This window comes from Streptomyces aurantiogriseus (genome assembly GCF_014649375.1).
GTDB classification, from domain to species: Bacteria; Actinomycetota; Actinomycetes; order Streptomycetales; family Streptomycetaceae; genus Streptomyces; species Streptomyces aurantiogriseus.
Map to the genome: position 1 here is coordinate 16,672 of NZ_BMSX01000009.1, position 23,944 is coordinate 40,615.

16 protein-coding genes and 1 pseudogene are annotated in these 23,944 nt (G+C 73.4%); 4 read left to right on the top strand and 13 right to left on the bottom strand.

The genetic code is table 11. From position 1 onward, the window contains the following. Nucleotides 1-45 precede the first annotated feature (45 nt). Nucleotides 46-174 (top strand): hypothetical protein, encoded by a 129-nt coding sequence (locus IE263_RS49530; RefSeq protein ID WP_268256044.1) that lies wholly within the window; start codon nt 46-48, stop codon nt 172-174. Further along, nucleotides 171-1,094: an RNA polymerase sigma-70 factor gene (locus IE263_RS19845; RefSeq protein WP_189938371.1), complete on the top strand. Its 924-nt coding sequence runs from the start codon at nt 171-173 to the stop codon at nt 1,092-1,094. The genes IE263_RS49530 and IE263_RS19845 overlap by 4 nt, the downstream gene beginning before the upstream one ends. 102 nt (nt 1,095-1,196) lie before the next feature. On the opposite strand, the gene IE263_RS19850 is transcribed toward IE263_RS19845, so the two are convergent. Then, on the bottom strand, nt 1,197-2,585 hold the full coding sequence (locus tag IE263_RS19850; protein ID WP_189938379.1) for an NAD(P)/FAD-dependent oxidoreductase: 1,389 nt from the start codon (nt 2,583-2,585) through the stop codon (nt 1,197-1,199). Between the two features lie 277 nt (nt 2,586-2,862). Then, nucleotides 2,863-3,756: a TIGR01777 family oxidoreductase gene (locus IE263_RS19855; protein WP_189938381.1), complete on the bottom strand. Its 894-nt coding sequence runs from the start codon at nt 3,754-3,756 to the stop codon at nt 2,863-2,865. 70 nt (nt 3,757-3,826) lie between these two features. Here IE263_RS19855 and IE263_RS19860 point away from each other — a divergent pair, with 70 nt between their 5' ends. Next, nucleotides 3,827-4,324, top strand: coding sequence for a GNAT family N-acetyltransferase (locus IE263_RS19860; RefSeq protein WP_189938383.1), 498 nt, complete (start codon nt 3,827-3,829; stop codon nt 4,322-4,324). A gap of 25 nt (nt 4,325-4,349) precedes the next feature. On the opposite strand, the gene IE263_RS19865 is transcribed toward IE263_RS19860, so the two are convergent. Further along, complete coding sequence (locus IE263_RS19865; RefSeq protein ID WP_189938390.1) at nt 4,350-5,534, bottom strand: MarP family serine protease; 1,185 nt, start codon at nt 5,532-5,534, stop codon at nt 4,350-4,352. Between the two features lie 425 nt (nt 5,535-5,959). Here IE263_RS19865 and IE263_RS19870 point away from each other — a divergent pair. Continuing rightward, nucleotides 5,960-6,703: pseudogene (locus tag IE263_RS19870) on the top strand (peptidoglycan recognition protein family protein); the annotation flags it as partial. Between the two features lie 350 nt (nt 6,704-7,053). Here IE263_RS19870 and IE263_RS19875 read toward each other — a convergent pair. From IE263_RS19875 to IE263_RS19915, 10 genes are all read right to left on the bottom strand, one after another. After that, on the bottom strand, nt 7,054-7,572 hold the full coding sequence (locus IE263_RS19875) for a DUF4240 domain-containing protein (protein ID WP_189938958.1): 519 nt from the start codon (nt 7,570-7,572) through the stop codon (nt 7,054-7,056). Nucleotides 7,573-7,689: 117 nt separating this feature from the next. Next, nucleotides 7,690-8,664, bottom strand: coding sequence for a helix-turn-helix transcriptional regulator (locus tag IE263_RS19880; RefSeq protein ID WP_189938393.1), 975 nt, complete (start codon nt 8,662-8,664; stop codon nt 7,690-7,692). Between the two features lie 527 nt (nt 8,665-9,191). Next, nucleotides 9,192-11,897, bottom strand: coding sequence for a pyruvate dehydrogenase (acetyl-transferring), homodimeric type (gene aceE, locus IE263_RS19885; protein ID WP_189938396.1), 2,706 nt, complete (start codon nt 11,895-11,897; stop codon nt 9,192-9,194). 374 nt (nt 11,898-12,271) lie between these two features. Beyond that, nucleotides 12,272-12,802 carry a hypothetical protein gene (locus IE263_RS19890; RefSeq protein ID WP_189938398.1) on the bottom strand — a complete coding sequence of 177 codons (531 nt, stop codon included), beginning with the start codon at nt 12,800-12,802 and terminating at the stop codon, nt 12,272-12,274. Nucleotides 12,803-12,930: 128 nt separating this feature from the next. After that, nucleotides 12,931-13,062, bottom strand: coding sequence for a hypothetical protein (locus IE263_RS49535; protein ID WP_268256045.1), 132 nt, complete (start codon nt 13,060-13,062; stop codon nt 12,931-12,933). A 52-nt stretch (nt 13,063-13,114) separates the two neighbouring features. Then, a complete protein-coding gene (locus IE263_RS49750) occupies nt 13,115-17,698 on the bottom strand; it encodes a cation-translocating P-type ATPase (RefSeq protein WP_308430633.1) in 4,584 nt (1,527 codons plus the stop codon). A gap of 173 nt (nt 17,699-17,871) precedes the next feature. Next, on the bottom strand, nt 17,872-18,507 hold the full coding sequence (locus IE263_RS19900; protein ID WP_189938400.1) for a GntR family transcriptional regulator: 636 nt from the start codon (nt 18,505-18,507) through the stop codon (nt 17,872-17,874). Nucleotides 18,508-18,712: 205 nt separating this feature from the next. Further along, the gene (sucB, locus tag IE263_RS19905; protein WP_189938402.1) at nt 18,713-20,545 is read right to left on the bottom strand and encodes a 2-oxoglutarate dehydrogenase, E2 component, dihydrolipoamide succinyltransferase; all 1,833 of its coding nucleotides are present in this window, start codon (nt 20,543-20,545) and stop codon (nt 18,713-18,715) included. Nucleotides 20,546-20,615: 70 nt separating this feature from the next. Beyond that, entirely contained in the window at nt 20,616-22,004 is a 1,389-nt protein-coding gene (gene lpdA / locus IE263_RS19910) for a dihydrolipoyl dehydrogenase (RefSeq protein WP_189938404.1), read from the bottom strand. 290 nt (nt 22,005-22,294) lie between these two features. Continuing rightward, a complete protein-coding gene (locus IE263_RS19915; protein ID WP_189938406.1) occupies nt 22,295-23,821 on the bottom strand; it encodes a leucyl aminopeptidase in 1,527 nt (508 codons plus the stop codon). Between the last annotated feature and the right edge of the window lie 123 nt (nt 23,822-23,944).

Below are 23,944 nucleotides of genomic sequence, written 5' to 3' on the forward strand. Positions count from 1 at the left end.
GTTCCCGTCCGGGAGTTGAGAGTCCATTGTCGATCGTGGAGAGTGATGATCACGCGAGCGGTCACGATGACTGCCGAGGAGCTCGGCTTCTCCCGCGCCAAGGCCCAGCGGGAACTCGACCGACAACAGCGCCACCCCTCGTGGCGCCAGGGTTTCAAGGAGGAGCCGGTATGAGCAGGACCGAGGAGTTCCAGGAGTTACGGCCGCTGCTGTTCTCGATCGCCTACCGGATCCTGGGCAGTGTGAGCGAGGCCGAGGACGCGGTCCAGGAGACCTGGCTGCGCTTCGAGGCCTCCCCGACCGAGCCCAGGTCGGTCAAGGCCTTCCTCTCGGCCACGGTGACCCGGCTCTCGATCGACGTGCTGCGCTCGGCCCGCGTCCGGCGGGAGGAGTACGTCGGGCCGTGGTTCCCCGAGCCGCTGCTCGCCGACCCTTACGAGGATCCGGCGCGGTCGGCGGAGCTGGCGGACTCGGTGTCGATGGCGGCCCTGTTGCTGCTCGAGCGGCTCAGCCCGCTCGAGCGGGCGGTCTTCGTCCTGCGGGAGGTGTTCGACTTCGGCTTTCCCGAGGTCGCGTCGGCAGTCGGGCGCTCGGAGTCGGCGTGCCGCCAGCTGGCGGTGCGGGCGCGGCGCCATATGGCCGCGGGCCGGCCCCGCTTCGAAGCGGACCGCACAGAGCGGGAGGAACTCGCGTCGCGGTTCTTCGACGCCCTCCGCGAAGGCGACGTCGCCGGCCTGCAGGACCTGCTCGCCGCCGACGTGTCGATGGTCGGCGACGGCGGCGGCAAGGCCCCGCAGCTGGCCAGGGCCGTCATGGGCGCCGCGAACGTGGCCCGGCTGCTTGCCTCCGTCTTCCCCCTCATGGCCCGGGTCGACGTGACGTTCGAGCCGCACGAGGTCAACGGTCAGCCGGGCGCGATCTTCCGCGACCGGGACGGCAAGGTGCTTCACACCCTGGCGCTCGATGTACTCGACGGGAAGATCCAGACGATCCGCTCGGTGATCAACCCCGACAAGCTCGGGCACGTGGGTCCGGTAGCGGACGCCTGGGCGATCGACCGCGAAGTAAGACAGGCACGTCGGCCCACGGAATGACCGCAACAGCAGACCGCACCTCGAACTCCCTGCGAGCAGCTCGACACCTTCACCGGCAGGAGCACTTCGCCGACAGCCGGGGCAGAGCCCCCGGCTGTTCGCTCACGCCGCCCTCCGCATCGTCGGCAACGGGTCCGCCACGTGCATCGACCCCGCCGCCCCCAGGTCGGACAGGATCGCCGCGGCCGCCCGGTGGGCCGAGTGCAGGGCGCCCTGGACGGTGCTGGTGTCCCGGTGGTCGCCGCAGACGTAGAGGCCTGCCAGGAGTCGTACCGGGCGGCGCAGGTCGTGCGGGGCGCGCATCGCCGGGACCGCCTCGGGGGTGTGGTGGACGGCCAGTGTCTCCCAGCGGGCGGTCGAGGTGCCGTAGAGGCGGGAGAGGTGCATGCGGACGGCGGTGTCGACGCCGGGCGGGGGCGTGCCCAGGACCGTGGTCGAGATCAGTGTGCGGCCGGCCGGGGCGCGGCTGGGGTCGATGCGGCTCGTCACCGTCGTGTGGGCGACCGGGCCGCCGCGGTCGGCGTCCAGCAGCAGTGCCGCGCCGGTAGTCGGCGGGTCGTCCGTCGTGTGGTGGAGCACCGTCACCGGGTGGAAGTCGGGGACCCGCAGCCCGGGCAGCAGCTCGGCGGCGGTGCGCGCGTCGGTGGCGACGAGGACGGCGCGGCAGCGGAACTCGCCGTGCTCGGCGGTGGTCACCGAGGTCGTGGAGACCGCGGTGACCCGCACCCCGGTGTGCACGGTGCCCGGCGGCAGGGTCCGGGCGAGCAGCTCCGGCAGCACCTCCGCCCCGCCCTCCGGCAGACACAGCCGCCCGGCCGCGAAGGCGCGCAGAGCGAGGTCGGCGCAGCGGCTGGAGGTGGTCAGGTCGGGGTCGCAGAGCAGGGCGGCCAGCAGCGGCCGCAGGAAGCCGTCGATGGTGCGGGCGGGCACACCGCGGGCCGCGAGGGCCTCGGCGGCCGGCGCCTCCGGACGGCGCAGCAGCCGTTCGGCGGGCGTGGCCGCGATCCGGGTGAGCGCGGCACCGAGCCGGGCCTGGTCCACGGCGGTGCCCAGCGGGGCGCCCGCACGGACCCGGGGCGGTGCGGCCACCGCGTTCGCGCGCACTCGGGGCAGCGCCCCCGGCCGGGGGGCGCTCGCAAGGGCGCGTACGGCGTGGAGTGCGCCCCTCGCGCCCCCCGCGCCCGCTTGCGCGCCCGCGCGGTGATGGCGCCCGTCGCTGTGCAACAGCACCCCGGGCGCGAACGGGCGCAGGACGAGCGCGTCCAGCCCCGGAGTCGACGCCAGTTCTGGATACGCCGTGGACAGCAGCTGTCCGATGCGGTCGAGCCGGAAACCGTCGACCTTCTCGGTCGCCATGCGGCCACCCACGCAGGGGGCGGCCTCCAGGACCGCCGTCGTCACTCCTGCGCTGGACAGCCGATGGGCCGCGGAGAGGCCGGCGACCCCGGCTCCCACCACGACGACGTCTGCCTGGTACGCGGGCTCAAGCACGTGCCCCTCCTCGCCTCGAGGTTGCGCGGCCGGTGGAGACGTGATGCCCCCAACTGGCGTCCGGGATACCCGAGTTCGGATCGAGAGTAAGGCTGTGATCGGTCGGGAACAGTCGCGCATGAACAGGGCACGGTCGCACGGCGGTCGCATGCTGTCATGAAGGTGGTCGCATGCCGTCACAAAGGTGGTCGCACGCCGTCATGAAGACGGTCGCGTGCCGTCATGACGGCGGTCGCATGCGGTGATGAACAGGCTCGGGCGCGGTGCTGACAAGGCGTCAGGCTGCTCGGAGCGCATCCTCGATCCCGGGGAACGCGAAGGTGAACCCCGACTCCAGCAGCCGCTTCGGTACCACCCGCGCGCTGCCCAGCACGTCCCCGGCCATCTCGCCCAGCACCGCCCGCAGCACCGGCGCCGGCACCGTGAACAGCGTCGGCCGGTGCAGCACCCGCCCCATCGCCGCGGTGATCTCACGGTTCGTCAGCGGCTCGGGGGCGGTCAGGTTGAACGGCCCCGACAGGTCGTCGCGGTCGATGAGATGCCGGATCGCCGCGACCTCGTCGTGCAGCGAGACGTACGACCAGTACTGCCGCCCGTCGCCCATCCGCCCGCCGAGGCCCGCCGTGAACAGGGGGAACAACCGCCCCCAGGCCCCACCGCCGCGCGCCACGACCAGCCCGGTCCGGGTGAACACCGTCCGTACGCCCGCCTGCTGGGCGGGAGCCGCGGCCGCCTCCCACTCCACGCACAGCTCCGGCAGGAAACCGTGCCCGGCGGGCGCGCTCTCGTCGACGACCCGGTCGCCCGTCTCGCCGTAGATGCCGATCGCGCTGCCGTTGACGAACACCCGCGGCCGCTCGTCGAGTTCGGCGACCGCCTGCGCGAGCGCCGCCGTCCCGTGCACCCGGCTGTCGTGGATCCGTCTCTTGTACTCCTCGGTCCAGCGCCGGTCGCCCACCCCGGCCCCCGCCAGATTGACCACGGCGCCGCACCCGGCGAGCCCGGCCGTGTCCACCCGCCCCCGCTCCGGATCCCACCGCACCTCGTCGGCGCCCCGGGGCGCCCGGCGCACCAGGCGCACCACCTGGTGTCCGTCCGCGGTCAGGGACCGCACCAGGGCACTGCCGATGAGACCGGACGAACCGGCCACCGCGATTCGTGTACGTTCCATGCGGTCATCCTGCCGCCAGGCCCGTAAAACCCCCGTCGGGACACGGCGCCCGGGACGTAGGGTGACGCCCATGTCCGAGCCCCCCGCCCTCCGCATACGCACCGCCCGGCCCGCCGACGACGAGGCGCTCGCCCTGATCGACCGCCTGACGTGGTCGCATCTGCACGCGGTCATGCCCGAGCCGCAGCCGCCCTACGACCCCTTCTTCAGCGAACGCCACGCCCCCGAGGACTGCCTCGTCGCCGAGCTGGGCGACCGCGTCGTCGGCTACGTCCGCCTCGGCTTCCCGACCTCGCTCGCCTGCAACGCGCACGTCCGGCAGATACAGGGCCTCGCCGTCGCCGACGAGGCACGTGGCCGGGGCGTCGGGCGCACGCTGATTCGCGCGGCCCTGGAGGAGGCCCGCCGGCGCGGCGCCCGCCGTGTCACCCTGCGCGTCCTCGGCCACAACACCCCCGCCCGCAAGCTCTACGAGTCCGAGGGGTTCGTGGTGGAGGGCGTCCTGCCGGAGGAGTTCCTGCTCGGCGGGGAGTACGTGGACGACGTCTTCATGGGCCGGTCCCTGTAGCCCCTCCGGCGGCTACGACCGGCGGCTACGAGGTGACCAGCTCGCCCGTGTCCACCGGCGCCGTGGCCGTCGCCGCGCGCTCGGCGTCGTCGGCGACCTCGGCGGCCGTCAGGACGTAGCCCGTCTCGGCGTCCGAGGTGGAGCGGGCGAAGACGACGCCGAAGACACGGCCGTCGGTCGTCAGCAGCGGGCCGCCGGAGTTGCCGGGTCGGACCGTGGAGCGGATCGAGTAGATCTCGCGGGTGACGGCCGCGTCGTTGTAGATGTTCCGGCCGGTCGCGTCCAGCCGGTTCGCGACCGTCGCCGCCTGCAGGTCCAGGCCGCCGTCCTGCGGATACCCGGCGACGACCGCCGCGTCCCCGCGCGAGGCGTCGTCGTTGAAGCGCAGCACCGGGGCGCGCAACTCGGGCACGTACAGCACGGCCACGTCCTTGGCCGGGTCGAACAGCACCACCCGCGCCTCGTACGACTGCCCCACACCCCCGACCCGCACGGTCGGCTCGTCGATGCCCGCCACCACATGGGCGTTGGTCATCACGTGCTCCGGCGCGTACACGAACCCGCTGCCCTCGCGGCCCTGGTCGCCCGCGAGGCCCTCGATCTTCACCGTGCTCAGCTTGGCCGCGTTCGTCGCGGACGCCGTGACGCTGTCGCCGGAGGGCTTGGCGACCTCGGCCGTCGACTCGTTCTCGAACGGGTTGAAGACCTGGGGGAAACCCGCCTCGGTCAGCGCGGACGTGGCCCGTGAGAACCACGCCGGGGTGGTGTCCGGCATCGTGTCCTGCACCGCGCCCAACAGCCTGGAGTCCCGGATCGCCGAGGTCACCGCGGGCGAGGAGGACGCGCCCAGCACGCTCGCCGCCACCCACGCCACGATCAGCACGGCCACCGCGTTCGCCACCGCACCGCCGGCCCCGTCGGCCACCCGGAGCGGTCCCCGGTCCAGCTCCCGGCGCAGCCGCAGCGCGAGCCGCCCCGCCAGCCCGTGCCCCACCGCCGCCGGGACGATCACCGTCAGCACCGCGGTCACCGTCGCCGACGTCGTCCCCGGAGTCACCAGGTTCATCACCCACGGCAGGATCCAGACGCCCACCGCCGCGCCGCCCACGAACCCGGCCAGCGAGACACAGCCGGCCACCAGTCCGCGCCGGTACCCGGAGCCGGCGTACGCCAGGATCACCAGTACCAGCAGGATGTCGAGCAGGTCCACGCAGCCGCCTTTCTCTCGGATCCTCCAGTACGTACGGGACGGGCCCGCTGATCAGCTGTGCATCGGCCATGCGCGCCTGCCGCACGGAACCAGCCACGCGTGCGTTCAGGGCCGGTCCGGCGGATCGCGCCGCGGACGCGGGGCCTGGCACGCCCATCCGCCGCGTGCCGTCGGCCCGCGCCCCCCGCTCGAACAACCTCGCGCGGGAGGTGCGCCGTCACTTTCCTGCGACCTGATCCACCGGCCAGGCCCTACCCCGGAAAACGTCGCGGACCGGGACGATGGTTCCACCGGGTGGCACAGCACACATCGCGGACGGACCGGAACCGGCCGACAGTGGGACCATGCGTCCCGTCGGACAGGTCTCCCGCCTGGTGCGGGAGGTGCGCGGCCGGCGCCCGGCACGTCTGCCGGGCCCGCTCCTGGTGGTCCTGGGATGCCTGCCCGGGATCGCCGCCGCCATCGCCCTGGCGCTGTGCGCGAGCGGCGTCGAGCACGTCGCCACGGACGCCCTGGGCGCCCGCTCCCTCCCCCCGGCCGGCGACCGCCCCTCGGCCCCGCACACCGCCGCCCGTCCGCGCATCGTGCCCCGCTCGGCCTGGCTGGCCGGCGCCCGGCGCCCGCAGCCGCCCCCGCGCTACGACGACAAGGTCGTCGCCGTCTTCGTCCACCACACCGACTCGCCCAACGGCTACGCCTGCGCCGACGCGCCCCGCATCATCCGCTACCTGTACGCGGGTCAGACCGGCAGCCGCGACTGGGACGACATCGGCTACAACTTCCTCGTCGACCGCTGCGGCACCATCTACGAGGGCCGCGCCGGTGGCGTCGACCGCCCCGTCACCGGCGCGCACACCCAGGGCTTCAACCACCGCACGGCCGGGATCGCCGCCCTCGGCACGTTCACCGCCGGCGTCCCGGTCCCGCGGGCGATGCTCGACGCGATCGCCGCCCTGACCGCCTGGAAACTCGGCCGGTCCGACATCGATCCGCGCGCCGAGGTCCGCCTGACCTCCAGCCACAGCCACAGCCGGTACGCCGCCGGCGCCACCGCCACCCTCCCCGCCCTCGCCGGCCACAACGACGGCTACATGACCGACTGCCCCGGCGCGGCCCTCACCGCCCGCCTCCCGGAGATCCGGCGGACGGCGGCCCGCCTGCAGGGCCGCACGTTCACAGGAACGCCTCAGGTGGCGTTCAGACTTCTCCCATCCCCGCCTCCTACGGTCATGCACAACACAAGCCGACCGGAGGTGGGGAACATGAACAGCACCCGGACCGAAGACAAGGCCGCCGGCTGGACCAGGGCCGCCCGCAGCCCCTGGACGGTCGTCTGCGCCGTCGCCGCAGTCGTCCTGGGTCCGGCCGCGACCACCGCGTCCGCCCTGGAGCAGGCCAACAAGGCGCCGCTGCACCACGCGGTGAGGGCCGAGCAGCAGCAGGCGTACATCCCGACGGACACCACCCGCCGCCGCGCCGCGGCCTGAGCCGACCCGAGCCTGGAGCAGTCACTCGGCAGTCACTCCTTGAAGCGCTCCCAGAGCCGCGGATACCGCTCCGCGAGCGCCCGCTCGTTCTCGAAGTCGATCGGCGTGCCCTCGGGTTCCGCCGGCGCGGGCGCGATGCCCAGGTCCGGGGCGACGGTTCCGGTGAGCTGCTCGTAGGCCTCGTCGGCCGCGTAGCCCAGCTCCTCGCCGTCGCCGTCGATCTCCTCGTCGAACTCGTCCAGCAGATCGGCGAGCGAGTCCGGGTCGTGCACACCGCCCTCGTAGACCTCCCGGCCCTGCCCGATCAGCCAGCACCGGAAGAAGTCGAAGGCGTCGTCGCTCGCCCCGTCGAGCAGCACCCAGGCGGCGCCCCACAGATCCCAGGTGTACGCGCGGTTGTAGCGGGCCTCGAAGTGACGGGCGAAGTCCAGGACCAGCTCCGGCTCCAGCTGCAGGAGCCGGTCGAGGAGCAGGTCGGCCTGTTCCTCCGGGTCGCCCTCGGCGGCCTCACGCGTGGCGTCGACCAGCTCCCAGAACTCCGTCTCGTCCATCACGCGTCCCAGCATCGTGCCTGGACGGGTGGGCCGCACCTGGAGTGCGGGGGTTTTTCCTGGCCCGTCCGGCGGTTCCCGCCCGCCCCGCGACGCCCGGCAGGCGCGCGCCCGGCCCTATGCCCGGTACAGCGCCGCGAGCCGCTCGGCGTCCTCGGCGAAACGGCGCCGCAGTGACGCCGGGGAGGCCACCTCGGCCTCCGGCCCCAGCGCGGTGAGCTGCGTGTGCGCCACGTCCTCGGACTCGACCCGCAGCACGACCGTCACCCAGCCGGCCGCATCGGGCTCCCCGGCCTCCGCCAGCGCGTCCCGCGCGGCGACCGGATCCACGGCGTACGGCAGCCTCCGCAGGCCCGTCTCCGAAAGCCGTACGACGACCTCGGCCCGCAGGATCGAGCGTGCGAACCGCTCGGCCTGTTCGGTCCAGTAGCCCGGCAGATCGAAGCCCTCGTCCCGGCTGAAATGTTCCTCCAGCGGCTCCACGCCGGTGAACCGGTCGATCCGGTACGTCCGGAAGGACCCCGCTGTGGCCACGCGGGCGCAGAGGTACCAGACGCCCGCCTTGAGCACGAGCCCGTACGGCTCCAGCTCGCGCTCCGCTTCGCTCTCGCCCCGGCGGTAACGGGCCCGGACCCGCCGGTCGTCCCACACCGCCTCCGCGACCAGCGGCAGCAGCTCGGGTGCCTTCGGCTCCTGGAACCAGGCCGGCGCGTCCAGATGGAACCGCTGGGCCGCCGTGCGGGGGGCGTCGCTGAGGGAGGGCAGCAGGGCGGCGGACACCTTCAGCCGGGCCGCCGAGGCCGCGTCCTCCAGGCCCATCTCGCGCAGGGCGCCCGGTACTCCGCTCAGGAACAGGGCCTCGGCCTCACCGCGGGCCAGGCCGGTCAGCCGCGTCCGGTATCCGCCGACCAGCCGGTATCCGCCGGCCCGGCCGCGCTCGGCGTACACCGGCACGCCTGCCTCCGACAGCGCTTGCGCGTCCCGGGTGACCGTCCGCTCCGACACCTCCAGCTCCTGGGCCAGCTCGGCGGCGGTCATGGTGGGGCGGGACTGCAGGAGCAGGACCATTTTGATCAGCCGGGCAGCACGCATGGGGCCATGATGCCGGGACGGTGGGGGAGGGGGGTTTCGCCCCCGCCGCCCCTACCCGTCCCGTCCCTGGGGGCTCCGCCCCCAGACCCCCGGCCTATGCCCACCCACCACCCGACTCGGTCGGCCAAGAGGAGCCCCAAGCCAACCCGTCCGGCGTCAGCGATCGAGCGCCGGTCCAGGCGATCCAGCCCGTCCGGCGTCAGTGATCGAGTGCCGGTTCAGGCGATCCAGCCCGTCCGGCGTCGGCAATCGAGCGCCGGTCGGGGTGATTCAGCCCGTCCGGCGTTTGAGGACGAGGCCCGTTCAGGGCCGAAGCGGGATCGGGGCGGCAGTCCCGCCGGGGGTCCGGGGGCGGAGCCCGCGGAGGGTCGGGGGCGGTAGCTCCGTGTGAGGTGCACGGGCACCGCCAGGGGCCCCGGGGGCGTAGCCCCGCCGGGGTCCAGGGGCGGAGCCACCGGCGGGGGCGGAGGGGCGGGGCCCCTGGGGACTGGGGAGGGTGAGGGCGGCGGGGGCGGAACCCTGGTGGGTTACAGGCCGTACCGCTCGCGTGCCTCCTTCACCGACGCCGCCTGGACCTCTCCGCGCCTGGCCAGCTGGGCCAGGGCCGCGACGACGATCGACTCGGCGTCGACGCCGAAGTGACGGCGGGCCGCCTCACGGGTGTCCGAGAGGCCGAAGCCGTCGGCGCCCAGCGAGGAGTAGTCCTGCTCGACCCACTGCGCGATCTGGTCGGGGACCTGGCGCATGTAGTCGGAGACGGCCAGGACCGGACCCTCGGCGCCCTGGAGCGCCTGGCGCACGTACGGGACGCGCTCCTCGCCGCGCAGCAGGGCCGCGTCGGCCTCCAGCGCGTCGCGGCGCAGCTCGGTCCAGGAGGTCGCGGACCACACGTCGGCGGCCACGCCCCACTCCTCGGCGAGCAGCTTCTGCGCCGCCAGGGCCCAGTGGATCGCCGTACCGGAACCGAGGAGCTGGATGCGGGGCGCGTTGGCCGCCGCCACGTCCACACCCGCCGACTCCGCCGTGTTGAAGCGGTACAGGCCCTTGACGATGCCTTCGTCGATGCCGGGGGCGGACGGCTTGGCCGGCTGCGGCAGCGGCTCGTTGTAGACGGTGAGGTAGTAGAAGACGTTCGGGTCCTCATCGGGCGCCGCCTCGCCGTACATGCGGCGCAGACCGTCCTTGACGATCGTCGCGACCTCGTACGCGAACGCCGGGTCGTACGTCAGCGCGGCCGGGTTCGTCGCCGCGATCACCGGCGAGTGGCCGTCGGCGTGCTGGAGGCCCTCGCCCGTCAGGGTCGTACGGCCGGCCGTCGCGCCCACCAGGAAGCCGCGGCCGAGCTGGTCGCCGAGCTGCCACATCTGGTCGGCCGTGCGCTGCCAGCCGAACATCGAGTAGAAGATGTAGAACGGGATCATCGCTTCGCCGTGCGTGGAGTACGCGGTCGACGCGGCGATGAAGTCGGCCATCGAACCGGCCTCGGTGATCCCCTCGTTGAGGATCTGGCCGTTCTTGGCCTCCTTGTAGTACATCAGCTGGTCGCGGTCGACCGGCTCGTACGTCTGGCCCTTGGGGGAGTAGATCCCGAGGGACGGGAAGAGGCTCTCCATGCCGAAGGTGCGCGCCTCGTCCGGCACGATCGGCACCCAGCGCTTGCCCGTCTCCTTGTCGCGGACGAGGTCCTTGATCAGGCGGACGAAGGCCATCGTGGTCGCCACGTTCTGCGAGCCCGAGCCCTTGTCGAAGGAGGCGAACGCCTTCTCGGCGGGCGCGGGCAGCGGGGCCACCGGGTGGACGCGGCGGGCCGGGGCGGGGCCGCCGAGGGCCGCGCGGCGCTCCTGGAGGTAGCGCACCTCGGGGGAGTCGGCGCCGGGGTGGCCGTAGGGGACGACCCCGTCGACGAAGTCACTGTCCTTGATGGGCAGTTCGAGCAGGTCACGCATCGCCTTGAACTCGTCCACCGTCAGCTTCTTCATCTGGTGGTTGGCGTTCTTCGACGCGAAGCCCGCACCGAGGGTGTGGCCCTTGACGGTCTGCGCCAGGATGACGGTCGGCGCGCCCTTGAAGTCGAGGGCCGCCTTGTACGCCGCGTACACCTTGCGCGCCTCGTGACCACCACGCGAGAGGTGGAAGCACTCGAGGATCTTGTCGTCGCTCAGCAGCTTCGCCATCTCGACGAGCGCGGGGTCGGCGCCGAAGAAGTCCTGGCGGATGTAGGCGGCGTCGCGGGTCTGGTACGTCTGCACCTGGGCGTCGGGTACCTCGCGCAGGCGACGGACGAGCGCGCCCGTGGTGTCGAGCTGGAACAGCTCGTCCCAGGCCGAGCCCCACAGTGTCTTGATGACGTTCCAGCCGGCGCCGCGGAACTGGGCCTCCAGCTCCTGCACGATCTTGAAGTTGGCGCGGACCGGGCCGTCGAGGCGCTGCAGGTTGCAGTTGATGACGAAGGTCAGGTTGTCCAGGCCCTCGCGGGAGGCCAGCGCGAGCGCGGCCGTCGACTCGGGCTCGTCCATCTCGCCGTCGCCGAGGAAGGCCCACACGTGGGACGCGGAGACGTCCTTGATGCCGCGGTTGGTGAGGTAGCGGTTGAAGCGCGCCTGGTAGATGGCCGACAGCGGGCCGAGGCCCATCGACACCGTCGGGAACTCCCACAGCCAGGGCAGGCGGCGGGGGTGCGGGTAGGACGGGAGGCCGTTGCCGCCGGCCTCCTGGCGGAAGTTGTCGAGGTGCTGCTCGGTCAGCCGGCCGTCGAGGAAGGCGCGGGCGTAGATGCCGGGGGAGGCGTGGCCCTGGATGTAGAGCTGGTCGCCGGAGCCGTCGGCCTCCTTGCCCTGGAAGAAGTGGTTGAAGCCGGTCTCGTAGAGCCAGGCGGCGGAGGCGAAGGTGGCGATGTGGCCGCCGACGCCGTGTTTGCTGCCCCGGGTCACCATCGCGGCGGCGTTCCAGCGGTTCCAGGCGGTGATCCGGGCCTCCATCGCCTCGTCACCCGCTACGGCGGGCTCGGCGGCGGTGGGGATCGTGTTGACGTAGTCCGTCTCGAGCAGCTTGGGCAGCGCGATGCCGTTGCCCTCGGCGCGCTCCAGCGTGCGCCGCATCAGGTACGCGGCACGGTGCGGCCCGGCCGCCTTGGCGACCGCGTCCAGGGAGGCCTGCCATTCGGCGGTCTCCTCCGGGTCCCGGTCGGGGAGCTGGTCGAGCGCGCTCGGCTGGATGGCGTTGGGGTCGGTCATGTCGCCGCCTTCCTCAGTCGAAGGGGGTTCCCTCATCGGTAAGGGTTCGGGGGTGCCCTTGGTCTTTGGCAGGACAGGGCGTAGGGCTGGTGCGGTGTCGTTGTGCGGCTCCGCCGCGCGGCCCGTCGGCGACTGTAACTCCCTGATCGATGATCGATCAAAGGGTTGAAGGGCAAAACCTCTCGATTGCGAGAAAGTCGGCACGCGGTGCCTCGGGTGGGGGCACGGGGTGTCGTGGCCCGCCACGGTTTCCGCAGGTGGGGAGCGTTTGAGCGGGGGCCTGCTCCAGTGTGAGGGGGCGGGTCGCGAAACGAGGAGGGGTCCGAACGCCGTTCGGCGTCCGGACCCCTCCGGCGTGACACGCTGCGAACGCGTCAGGCCATCGCCGTCTGGCTGGGCCTGGCGGGTTCCGTGGTCCGGCCCTGGGGCTCGGCGCCGGCCTGACGGCGCTGCTCCTCCTGCTCTGCGCGCTTGCGGGACGCCTGCTCGCGGGTGATCACTTCGGTGGCGGCTCCGACCGCGACCGCGACCGGCCACTCCAGGACTCCGGCGACGGTCATGCCGCCCAGGAGTCCGTAGTAGGCCAGCTTGCGCGGCGAGGGGAGCTTCGAGGTGGCGGCCCGGGCGCCGGTGAACATGTCACCCGGAGTCACGTACGGAATCGAGACCCGCGGGTGCGCGGTGTGCAGATGCACGACCTTGCCGCCCATCGGCCCCTCGTGGCCGCGTGCCTCCTCCTCGCGCCGCTCCATGGGTGCCTGCTGCTCGGTCGGTGCGACCGGCGGGGCTGTCCGGGTCGCCTCGGGCCGGGTCGTTCCGGTCTCGGCCCTTTCGGTCTGGGTCGTCTCTCCCCGGGCCTGTGGTGGTTCTTGCGGGGTCTGTGGCTGCGATTGCGGGGAAGTCATCTGCGTCCTCCCGTACGGGGAGCGTGAGTGAATGGGTCTCCCCGCACCGCCTTCCAACCCTGAGCCTCGATAAACGCCCAAATCGTACGAAATGGCAATGAAGTGGGCTGTCTGTGCTCGGTGTTGGGTCAGGCGTAGGCGGTCGCCGGACGCCCGCCGGCGGTGAGCGCCTTCCACAGATGGAGGGAGAGGCGGATCAGGGCGGCCTCGACCACGGCGATCGCCGCCTGGGTCAGGATGTGGGTCAGGATGTGCGGCACGGTTCAGCCGCCTTTCGTGCGTATCGTGCGGTGACTGCTCCTTTGTGCGGGTTCAGGCCTTCCGGGAGGCGGCACCAAGATGTCCTGCAGGTGAACTTTCCCTTTCCGGAAGGGTGCGCCGTACCGCGGCGGGCAGCACGACGGAGCCTGCCGCCGACCCCAGGGCGATCGTCCAGCCCACCGGGCCCAGGGGCCGGCTGCCGAAGAAGTGGCTGAGTCCCGGTACGGTCACCACGACGGCCAGCGCCATCAGGGACCCCACCACGGCCGCGGCGACCACCGGATCGCGGCCCGCGTCCGCCATCGTCTGCAGCAACTGGGAGGACACGAGGGCGACCAGGGCGACGGTGTCGGCGCGCCCCCGGGTTCCGGTCGCCCGGGCGACCACCCAGGCAGTGGTGGCAGCCGCCGTGGTGACGACGGCCCGCAGCCGGATGTGGCGGGTGAGGGCCGCCCCGAGCGAGGCCTCGGGCCCCTCCGCCAGCACCTTGTCGGCGTGGTCGGCCGGAGGCCGGGCGGCGATGGCCATCGCGGGCAGCATGTCCGTGAGCAGATTGACCAGGAGCAGCTGGCGCGCGTTGAGCGCACTGCGCCCCGTGAGCAGACTCGTCGCCAGGGTGAAGACGATCTCCCCGACATTGCCGCCGAGCAGGACGCCCAGCGCCTTGCGCACCGAGGCCCACATCGCCCGGCCCTCGACGATCGCGTCCACGATGGTCTCGATGCGATCGTCCGTGACCACCACGTCGGCGGCGGAGCGGGCCGCCGGGGTCGCCCGGGAGCCGAGGGCGATGCCGACGTCGGCGATCCGGATGGCGGGCGCGTCGTTGGCACCGTCACCCGTGACGGCGACGGTCCGCCCGGCCGAGCGCAGCGCGGTCACGATACGGACCTTGTGGGCCGGGGTGACCCGGGCGAACACCGTGATGTCCGGCAGTGTCCGGGTGAGCGCGGCGTCGTCCAGGGCGTCCAGCTCCGTGCCGGTCATCAGCCGCGGCTCCTCCTCGGGCCGCAGCTCCCTGGCGATCGCGGCGGCCGTGCTCGGATGGTCCCCGGTGACCATGACGATGCGCACCCCGGCCTTGGACAGCCGGCGCACACTCTCGGCCGCGGTCGCCCGCACCGGGTCCGCGAGGCCCAGCAGGCCCAGTAGACACAGCCCGTCGAGACCCTCGTCGCTGACGTCCGCGAGCCCGGCGAGCGCGGTGTCGTCCTGCGGCGCACCCGGCGGCAGGACGTCCTCGGCGACCGCGAGGACCCGCAGGCCCTGCCGGGCCAGCCGCCCGACCTCCGCCTCGAACTCCTCCCGGCGCCGGTCGTCGAGGGGCTCGCTCCCGCCGTTCCGGCGGATCCGGTCGCAGCGGGCCAGGACGACCTCGGGCGCCCCCTTGACGACGATCCGCGCCCGGGTGCCGGAACGGCCCAGCACGGCGTGATAGCCCCGCCCGGGCTCGAACGGCAGCTCCGCCACCCGGTCCCAGGTGTCCGAGGCGAACCCGGCGGCCCGGGCGGGAGCGGCCCCGAGCAGCTGGGCCCCGGCGGCGATGGCACGGTCGGTGGGGTGGGCGAGCTCCGCCCCCGATCCCACCGGACCCGCCAGGGCGGCCGTGCCGAGGACCCGGCGCAGCGCCGGGGTGAGCCGGTCGGGCGGACGCTGCTCCAGCCCGTCGGACACCTGCTGGAGGCTGATCCTGCCCTCGGTGAGCGTGCCGGTCTTGTCGAAGCACAGCACGTCGGTACGCCCCAGCGCCTCGATGGTGGAGGCGCTGCGGACCAGGGTGTCGCGGCGGGACAGCCGGCGGGCCGCGGCCAGCTCCGCGACCGTGGCGACGAAGGGCAGCCCCTCGGGCACCGCGGCGACGCACAGACTGACCGCGGACCCCAGGGCGGCGCCCAGGGGCCGCCTGCGCAGCAGGTCGAAGGCGAAGAGGGCGACTCCCGCGGCGACGGACAGCGGCAGGAACCACCGGCCCAGCGCCTTCAGCCGCCGTTCCACACCGCTCTCCGGCGGCCCGTCCTCGGGGCCCGACTCCGCCGCGCTGCCCGCCTCGGTGGCCGAGCCGGTGGCGACGACCACGGCGAGCGCGTGGCCGGCCGCCACCGTCGTCCCCTGATAGAGCATCGAGGTCCGGTCCGCCACGGCCCGGGCCGCGGTGGGCGCGGCCGTCTTCACGACCGGCAGCGACTCGCCCGTCAGGCTGGACTCGTCGGCCTCCAGAGCCGACGCCTGCACCACCCGGCAGTCGGCCGGCACCGCGTCACCGGCCTGAAACTCGACCACATCGCCGGGGACCAGCTGCTCGGCGGCCGTCTCGACCGCCTCGGCCCGGTCCGCGCGACGCACCCGCACCCGCACCGAGGTCGCCTCGACCAGACGCCGCGCCGCATGGTCGGCCTTCTGCTGCTGCACCCCGCCCACCAGCGCGTCCACCCCCAGCACCCCGCCGATGAGCACCGCGTCCACCACGGAACCCAGCGCCGCCGAGATGCCGCCGCCGATGGCCAGGACGGGGGTGAGGGGATTGGCCAACTCCTCCGCGACCCTGCCGACGAGGGTGACGGCACCGGCGCGCCGGTCCCGGCCCCCGGACGGCCGGCGCCGGGCGGCCTCGGCCTCGTCCAGCCCACGGGAGGAGGTCCCCAGACGGGTCATCACCTGACGTACCGTCATGGAGTGCCAGGGCGTACGCTCGGTGACCGCCGGCGCCGGGCGGCCGCGCAGCCGCCGGCCCGCCCAGAAGCCCGTCGTCATCGCCGTGACCGTCACCCCGTCCGTCACCAGGCGCACCCGCGCCCAGGCCCGCCGAGGGACGAGGAGAGCGAGAGCCGCGCCCGTGAGCGCGCCGGCGCCCTCCAGACGGTTGCAGAGCACGTCGACCCGCCGGGCCTCCGGCAGGGCGGTCAGCAGCAGATGGACGACATCGGGCGGGGCGGCGACATGGGCGTCCCACGGGACATGGCGCGGACCGGTGATCACGCCGAGGCCCAGATCCGCACGGGTCAGGGCACGCCGGGTCCGTGCCGAGACCACCGCGACACCGCGGCCCTGCGCCTGGAGGGAGCGGACCAGCGCGGCCGTACGGCGGTGCCCGGTCGGCAGCGCCGGGGGAAGGCCGAACCTGTGGTGCAGCCCGGGCGGCCCGCCCACCAGCCGCACCTGGCCGCACGCACCCGCCGCACGCACCAAGTGGTGGGCCAAGGCGTGCAGTTGGGGGGCCACACCGGCCACGGCGACCGGCGTTCCCTCCCGCAGGACGAGCAGGACCTGCGCCCCCTCCTCGGCCCACCGCGCCGCCCGCGCGGCCGTCTCCTCGGACACCCCGGGGGCAAGGTCCGCGCCGGGGAACGGCCGCAGTTCCCAGCCCGCCCGCCGCGGCGGCGGCACCGGACCGCGGCCACGCCCGGGCCGCCACCGCGACGTCCGGCCCGGCTCGATCAGCTCATGGATCCGCGCGTGGATCTCGTCGTCGCCCGGGCCGTCCTCCGCGCCGTCCTCCGCCTCGCCCGGCCGTTCCCCGGACGGCGCCAGCCGCACCACGTTCTCGACCGTCCAGCCGCCGGTGGCCAGCACCCGCGCGTCGAGGACGACGGTGTCGATCCGGTCGAGACGGCGCAGCGCCTCCGGCCGCAACACCAGCGCTCCCCGCTCGGACGCCGCCCGTGCCACCGAGGACGCGAACGCCTCCTTGCCGAACCGGGGCCCCCTCGGTGTCCCGGCGGCCAGCAGCGCCAGCCCCCGGTCATGGCTGAGCGTGCCGAGGGCGGTGAGCCCGTACGCCGCTAGGGACGCCGGAACCGCCACGTTGGCGTACCGCTCGGCCGGCCCCGGCGGCAGCGGGACCGGCCGCTCGTGGGACGGCACCGCGTCATGGCGGTACGTCCCCTCGTGCGCGGCCAGCCTGCGCGCCCACTCCTCCCACGCCCTGCGGCGGGCCTGCGCCTCCGCGTACCGGGCCCCGGCCAGGACGACACCCACCGCGGCACCGACCGGCCGGAGCGTCAGCGTGTTCAGCACAAGGTTCGCCGCGGCCCAACTCCGCTCGGCTGCCCCCTCACCGATCCGTCGGGCGACCCCCTCACGCAGCCGGGGCGTCGCCTCGGCGAGCTGGATCACCGAGAGCACCACCGGTGGCAGACCGCGCAGCCGCAGCAGGTTGCCCACCGACGCCGCGCCGACCGCCGCCATCCCCGCACCGATCTGGACGGCCCCGTCGATCAGCGGCCCCGCCGCCCCGGGGAAGCCCACCGGGCGCCGCACCCGCCGCGCCCCGGCACCCGGCTCGCCCTCGCTGTCGCGGCCCTTCTGCGAAGCGGCGGCGTTCACGTCCGCCTCGGCGACCAGGGCGGCGACGCGCTCCAGGTCGGTCTCCTCCGGCTCGCAGCCGACGTACACGCAGCCCAGCGTGCCGTTCACCTCGGCGCGACGCACCCCCGGCAGCTCGCGCAGCGCCGACTCGACCCGGCGTGCCGCGCCGGCCGTCCCCGGCCCTCCCAGCCACCGCACCTGAACCTGCACACCGCCCTCGGTCCGCCAGAGCCGAGGTCCGGGGGGCCGCAGCAACCCCGCGGCGGAGCGGAGCGTCCCGGCCAGCACGGGCCGGGAGAGTACGGACGAGGAGAGCACTGGCCAGATCACGCGGCCTCCACCAAGGGCCGACGGGGGTCGACAGAGGCGCCCCGGAGAACACACGGCTCCCTTCAGTATGAGCGGCTCCAGGTGCCACGTCCTGCGCAGATGCCCCGGACGGCCCTACGGCCAGGGAAGCAGCCTTACGCCAGGGAAGCAGCCGCACGGCCCGGCGAAGCCGGTCAGGCGGCGCCGGCCGCGCGGGGAGCGCAGCCCAGCACATGCTCCTTGACGAGGCGGCCGATGTCCGGATCCCGCCGCTTGAACGCCTCGACCAGCGCCTGGTGCTCCTCCGCGTACGACTGCTGCACCGTCCCCAGCCAGCGGATCGACAGGGCCGTGAACACCTCGATGCCCAGGCCCTCCCAGGTGTGCAGCAGGACGGAGTTGCCGGCCGCGCGGACCAGCTCGCGGTGGAAGCCCACCGTGTGCCGCACCTGGCCCGTGCCGTCCGCCTTGCGGTCCGCCTCGTACAGGGCGGTCACGTGCGGCTCCAGCGCCGAGCAGTCCTCCGCCAGCTTCTGCGCCGCCAGCTCCGCGGCGATCGCTTCCAGACCGGCCCGGACCGGGTAGCTCTCCTCCAGGTCGGCCGCGGTCAGGTTCCGCACCCGTACGCCCTTGTTCGGCGCGGACTCGATCAGCCGCAGCGACTCCAGCTCGCGCAGCGCCTCCCGGACCGGGGTCTGGCTGACCTCCAGCTCGGTGGCGATCCGCCGCTCCACGATCCGCTCACCCGGCTTCCAGCGCCCGCTGACGATCCCCTCCACGATGTGCTCGCGGATCTGCTCGCGCAGCGAGTGGACGACGGGCGCGGTCATGAGGGCTCCTTAGGGAGGGGCCGCCCATCGGCCCCTAGGGCGTTCGACGTTTAGACAATAAGGCCGACGGCACCTCCCGCAGAGGCGCGCGGGGGCGCTTTCCCGCAGGTGAGACGAGACTTACACGACCCCGAAACGTACGAAGCCCCCGCCCGGAGGCCCGAGGGCTCCGAACGGGGGCACCGTACGGTACGTACCGAGAGACTTACAGACCGAGCTCGACCTCGAACTCGCCCGCCTCCAGGATCGCCTTGACCGCGGTCAGGTAACGGGCCGCGTCGGCGCCGTCCACCAGACGGTGGTCGTAGGACAGGGTCAGGTACGTCATGTCGCGGACGCCGATGACCGTGCCCTCCTCCGTCTCGATGACGGCCGGACGCTTGACCGTGGCACCGATGCCGAGGATCGCGACCTGGCCCGGCGGCACGATGATCGTGTCGAAGAGCGCGCCGCGCGAACCGGTGTTGGAGATGGTGAAGGTCGCGCCGGACAGCTCGTCCGGGGTGATCTTGTTGGCGCGGACCTTGCCCGCCAGGTCGGCCGTGGCCTTGGCGATACCGGCGATGTTCAGGTCGCCGGCGCCCTTGATGACCGGGGTCATCAGGCCCTTCTCCGAGTCCACCGCGATACCGATGTTCTCGGAGTCGAAGTAGGTGATCGTGCCCTCGGCCTCGTTGATCTTGGCGTTGATGACCGGGTGGGCCTTCAGCGCCTGGGCCGCGGCCTTGACGAAGAACGGCATCGGGGAGAGCTTGACGCCCTCGCGGGCCGCGAACGAGTCCTTGGCCTGGGCGCGCAGACGCATCAGGCGGGTCACGTCGACCTCGACGACCGAGGACAGCTGGGCCTGCTCGTGCAGCGCCTTGACCATGTTGTCGCCGATGACCTTGCGGATGCGCGGCATCTTGACGGTCTGGCCACGGAGGGGGGAGACCTCCAGCGCCGGGGCCTTCTTCGCGGCGGCCGGAGCTGCGGCGGCCGGAGCCGGAGCGGCGGCGGCGGCCTTCGCGGCCTCGGCGGCGGCGACGACGTCCTGCTTGCGGATACGGCCGCCGACGCCGGTGCCCTTGACGGTGGCCAGGTCGACGCCGTTCTCGGCGGCGAGCTTGCGCACCAGCGGGGTGACGTAGGCGCCCTCGTCGGTGGGCTGCGCGGCGGCGGGCGCCGGAGCGGCCGGAGCCGGGGCGACCGGGGCCGGAGCGGCCGGGGCGGGAGCCGGAGCCGCGGGCTGGGCCGGGGCCGGAGCGGCGGCGGCCGGGGCGGCCGGAGCGGCCGGGGCCGGAGCCGGGGCGGCGGGCGCGGCCGGGGCGGCCGGAGCGGGCGCCGGGGCAGCCGGGGCCGGGGCAGCCGGGGCCGGGGCAGCGGCGGCGGGCGCCGGAGCGGCGGGGGCCGGGGCAGCGGCCGGAGCCGCACCCGGTGCGCCGATGACGGCCAGCTTGGCGCCGACCTCGGCGGTCTCGTCCTCGCCGACCGTGATCTCGAGCAGCACACCGGAGGTGGGCGCCGGGATCTCGGTGTCGACCTTGTCCGTGGAGACCTCGAGCAGCGGCTCGTCGGCCTCGACGGTGTCGCCGACCGACTTCAGCCAGCGGGTGACGGTGCCCTCGGTGACGGACTCGCCGAGCGCGGGCAGGACGACGTCCGTGCCCTCGGCGGAGCCGCCGCCGGCGGCGGCCTCGGCGGTCGGGGCCGGAGCGGGGGCGGCCTGCTCGGTGGACGGCTGCGCGGCCGGGGCCGGCTCGGGAGCCGGCGGGGCGACCTGCTCGGCGGCCGGAGCCGGAGCGGCGGCCGGGGCACCGGTGCCGTCGTCGATGACGGCCAGCTCGGCGCCGACCTCAACGGTCTCGTCCTCGGCGACCTTGATGGACGCCAGGACACCGGCGGCAGGGGAGGGGATCTCGGTGTCGACCTTGTCGGTCGACACCTCCAGCAGCGGCTCGTCGGCCTCGACGCGCTCGCCCTCGGCCTTCAGCCAGCGGGTGACAGTGCCCTCGGTGACGCTCTCGCCGAGCGCCGGAAGGGTTACGGAAACCGCCATGGTTTCGGTTGCTCCTTACGAATTGCGGAAGTCTGTGTCGTCGCTTCGACGTGTTTCGACCGAGGGTCAGTCAGTCGTGCGAGTGGAGCGGCTTGCCCGCGAGGGCCAGGTGGGCCTCCCCGAGCGCCTCGTTCTGCGTCGGGTGGGCGTGGATGAGCTGGGCGACCTCGGCCGGCAGCGCCTCCCAGTTGTAGATCAGCTGCGCCTCGCCGACCTGCTCGCCCATGCGGTCGCCGACCATGTGGACGCCGACCACGGCACCGTCCTTGACCTGGACGAGCTTGATCTCGCCGGAGGTGTTCAGGATCTTGCTCTTGCCGTTGCCCGCCAGGTTGTACTTCAGAGCGACGACCTTGTCCGCGCCGTAGATCTCCTTGGCCTTGGCCTCGGTGATGCCCACGGAGGCGACCTCGGGGTGGCAGTACGTCACCCGCGGGACACCGTCGTAGTCGATCGGGACGGTCTTCAGCCCGGCCAGACGCTCCGCCACCAGGATGCCCTCGGCGAAGCCGACGTGCGCGAGCTGCAGGGTCGGGACGAGGTCACCGACGGCCGAGATGGTCGGCACGTTGGTGCGCATGTACTCGTCGACCAGGACGTAGCCGCGGTCCATGGCGACGCCCTGCTCCTCGTAGCCCAGACCCTGCGAGACCGGGCCGCGGCCGACGGCGACGAGCAGGATCTCGGCCTCGAACTCCTTGCCGTCGGCGAGGGTGACCTTGACGCCGTCGGCGGTGTACTCGGCCTTGGAGAAGAAGGTGCCGAGGTTGAACTTGATGCCGCGCTTGCGGAAGGCGCGCTCAAGAAGCTTCGAGCTGTTCTCGTCCTCGACGGGGACGAGGTGCTTCAGACCCTCGATGACCGTGACGTCCGAGCCGAAGGACTTCCACGCGGAGGCGAACTCGACGCCGATGACACCGCCGCCGAGGATGATCGCGGACTTCGGCACGCGGTCCAGGACGAGGGCGTGGTCGGAGGAGATGATCCGGTTGCCGTCGATCTCCAGGCCCGGCAGCGACTTCGGCACGGAGCCGGTCGCCAGCAGGACGTGGCGCCCCTGGACGCGCTGCCCGTTCACGTCGACGGAGGTCGGGGAGGACAGTCGGCCCTCACCCGCGATGTACGTCACCTTGCGGGAGGCGACGAGACCCTGGAGACCCTTGTACAGGCCGGAGATCACGCCGTCCTTGTACTTGTGGACCCCGGCGATGTCGATGCCCTCGAAGGTGGCCCTGACGCCGAACTGCTCGCTCTCACGGGCCTGGTCGGCGATCTCGCCCGCGTGCAGCAGGGCCTTGGTGGGGATGCATCCCCGGTGCAGGCAGGTGCCGCCGACCTTGTCCTTCTCGATCAGGGCGACGTCGAGGCCCAGCTGAGCCCCGCGCAGGGCCGCGGCGTAACCACCGCTGCCGCCGCCGAGGATCACTAGGTCGAAAACGGTGCTGGCGTCGTTCGCCACGTCACGTCCTCCATGCATGTGCGCCACGCCGGTCAGCGGTGACCGGTCGGCGGCTGGTGTCCGGCCGCTCTTTCTTCGGCCCTGTGGTGGGGGCCCTGTCCTGCCGAGCCCCATCTTTGCACTTGTGGGAGGGCGACGAGACGCGGGGCTACTGTGTGAGACGCCCCACTCGGCCGGCCTGGGGGCGCGGGGAACTGCGCGACCAGCCACCCACGGTCCGCACCCGCCACCAGACGGAACGGCCCGAGTGATCAGGCGCACAGTCGCCCCGCGCGACCGAGAAGCGGGCGTCAGCCCAGGTCACCCGCGGCGGTCAGCTCAGCCAGCCGCACCAGCGTCCGCACCGCCGTACCGGTCCCGCCCTTCGGCGTGTACCCGAAGGGACCCCCCTCGTTGAAGGCCGGCCCGGCGATGTCCAGGTGCGCCCAGGTGATCCCCTCGCCCACGAACTCCTTCAGGAAGAGCCCGGCGACGAGCCCGCCGCCCATCCGCTCACCCATGTTCGCGATGTCGGCGACAGGAGAGTCCATGCCCTTGCGCAGGTGCTCCGGCAGCGGCATCGGCCAGGCAGGCTCACCCACCTCCTCGGCGGCCTCGAACACCGTGGAGCGGAACGCGTCGTCGTTGGCCATGACCCCGAACGTCCGGTTGCCCAGCGCCAGCATCATCGCGCCGGTCAGCGTCGCGACGTCCACGATGGCGTCCGGCTTCTCCTCGGACGCGGCCCACAGCGCGTCGGCGAGGACCAGCCGCCCCTCGGCGTCGGTGTTGAGGACCTCCACCGTCTTGCCGCTGTACATGCGCAGCACGTCACCCGGCCGGGTGGCGGAGCCGGACGGCATGTTCTCGGCGAGGGCCAGCCACCCGGTGACGTTGACCTCGAGTCCGAGCCGCGCGGCGGCGACGACGGCGGCGAAGACCGCCGCCGCACCGCTCATGTCGCACTTCATCGTCTCGTTGTGCCCGGCCGGCTTCAGCGAGATGCCGCCCGAGTCGTAGGTGATGCCCTTGCCGACGAAGGCGAGGTGCTTCTGTGCTTTGGAGGAGGTGTACGACAGCTTCACCAGGCGGGGGGCCGACGCCGAGCCGGAGCCGACGCCCAGGATGCCGCCGTAGCCGCCCTTGGCCAGGGCCTTCTCGTCGAGGACCTGGACCTTGATGCCGTGTTCCTTGGCCGCGGTCTGCGCGATGGCGGCGAAGGCCTCGGGGTTGAGGTCGTTCGGCGGCATGTTGACGAGGTCACGGGCGCGGTTGAGTTCCTCGGTGACGGCGGTGGCGCGGGCGAGCGCGGCCTTGTGGGCGGCGTCGCGCGGCTTGCCGCCGAGGAGGGCGGCCTCGGCGAGCGGCGCCTTGCCGTTCTTCGCCTTGGCGTCCTTGCCGTTGGCCTTGTAGGTGTCGAAGGAGTAGGCGCCGAGCACCACGCCCTCGGCGACCGCGCCGACGTCGGCGGCGTCCGTCAGCGGCAGGGCGAAGGCGGCCTTCTTGGACCCGGCGAGGGTGCGGGCGGCCACACCGGCCGCCTTGCGCAGCGCCTCGGCGTCGTACGACGCGTCCTTCTCGGGCTCCCCGCCCAGCCCCACCGCCAGCACGAGCGGTGCCTTGAAGCCGGCCGGGGCGGGCAGCTTCGTCACCTCGCCCTCGGCGCCGGTGGCACCGAGGGTGTCCAGGACGCCGGCGAGCCGGCCGTCGTAGGCCTTGTCCACGGCCTCGGCGCCCGGAGCGGCGACCGGGCCCTTCGCGCCCTTGGCGACACCGATCACGATCGCGTCGGCCCGGAGGCCCGGCGCCGCGGCGGTGCTGAGAGTGAGAGCAGTCACGGTGGTGAAATCTCGCTTCCGATGTGAAGTTGCTGTGGCCGATGTGCGTGGCTCGACCGGGCCCGACAGCCGACCCTAGATCCGGGCTGGGGGCGCGGTCGCATCCGGGGTCGGCCCCACCGG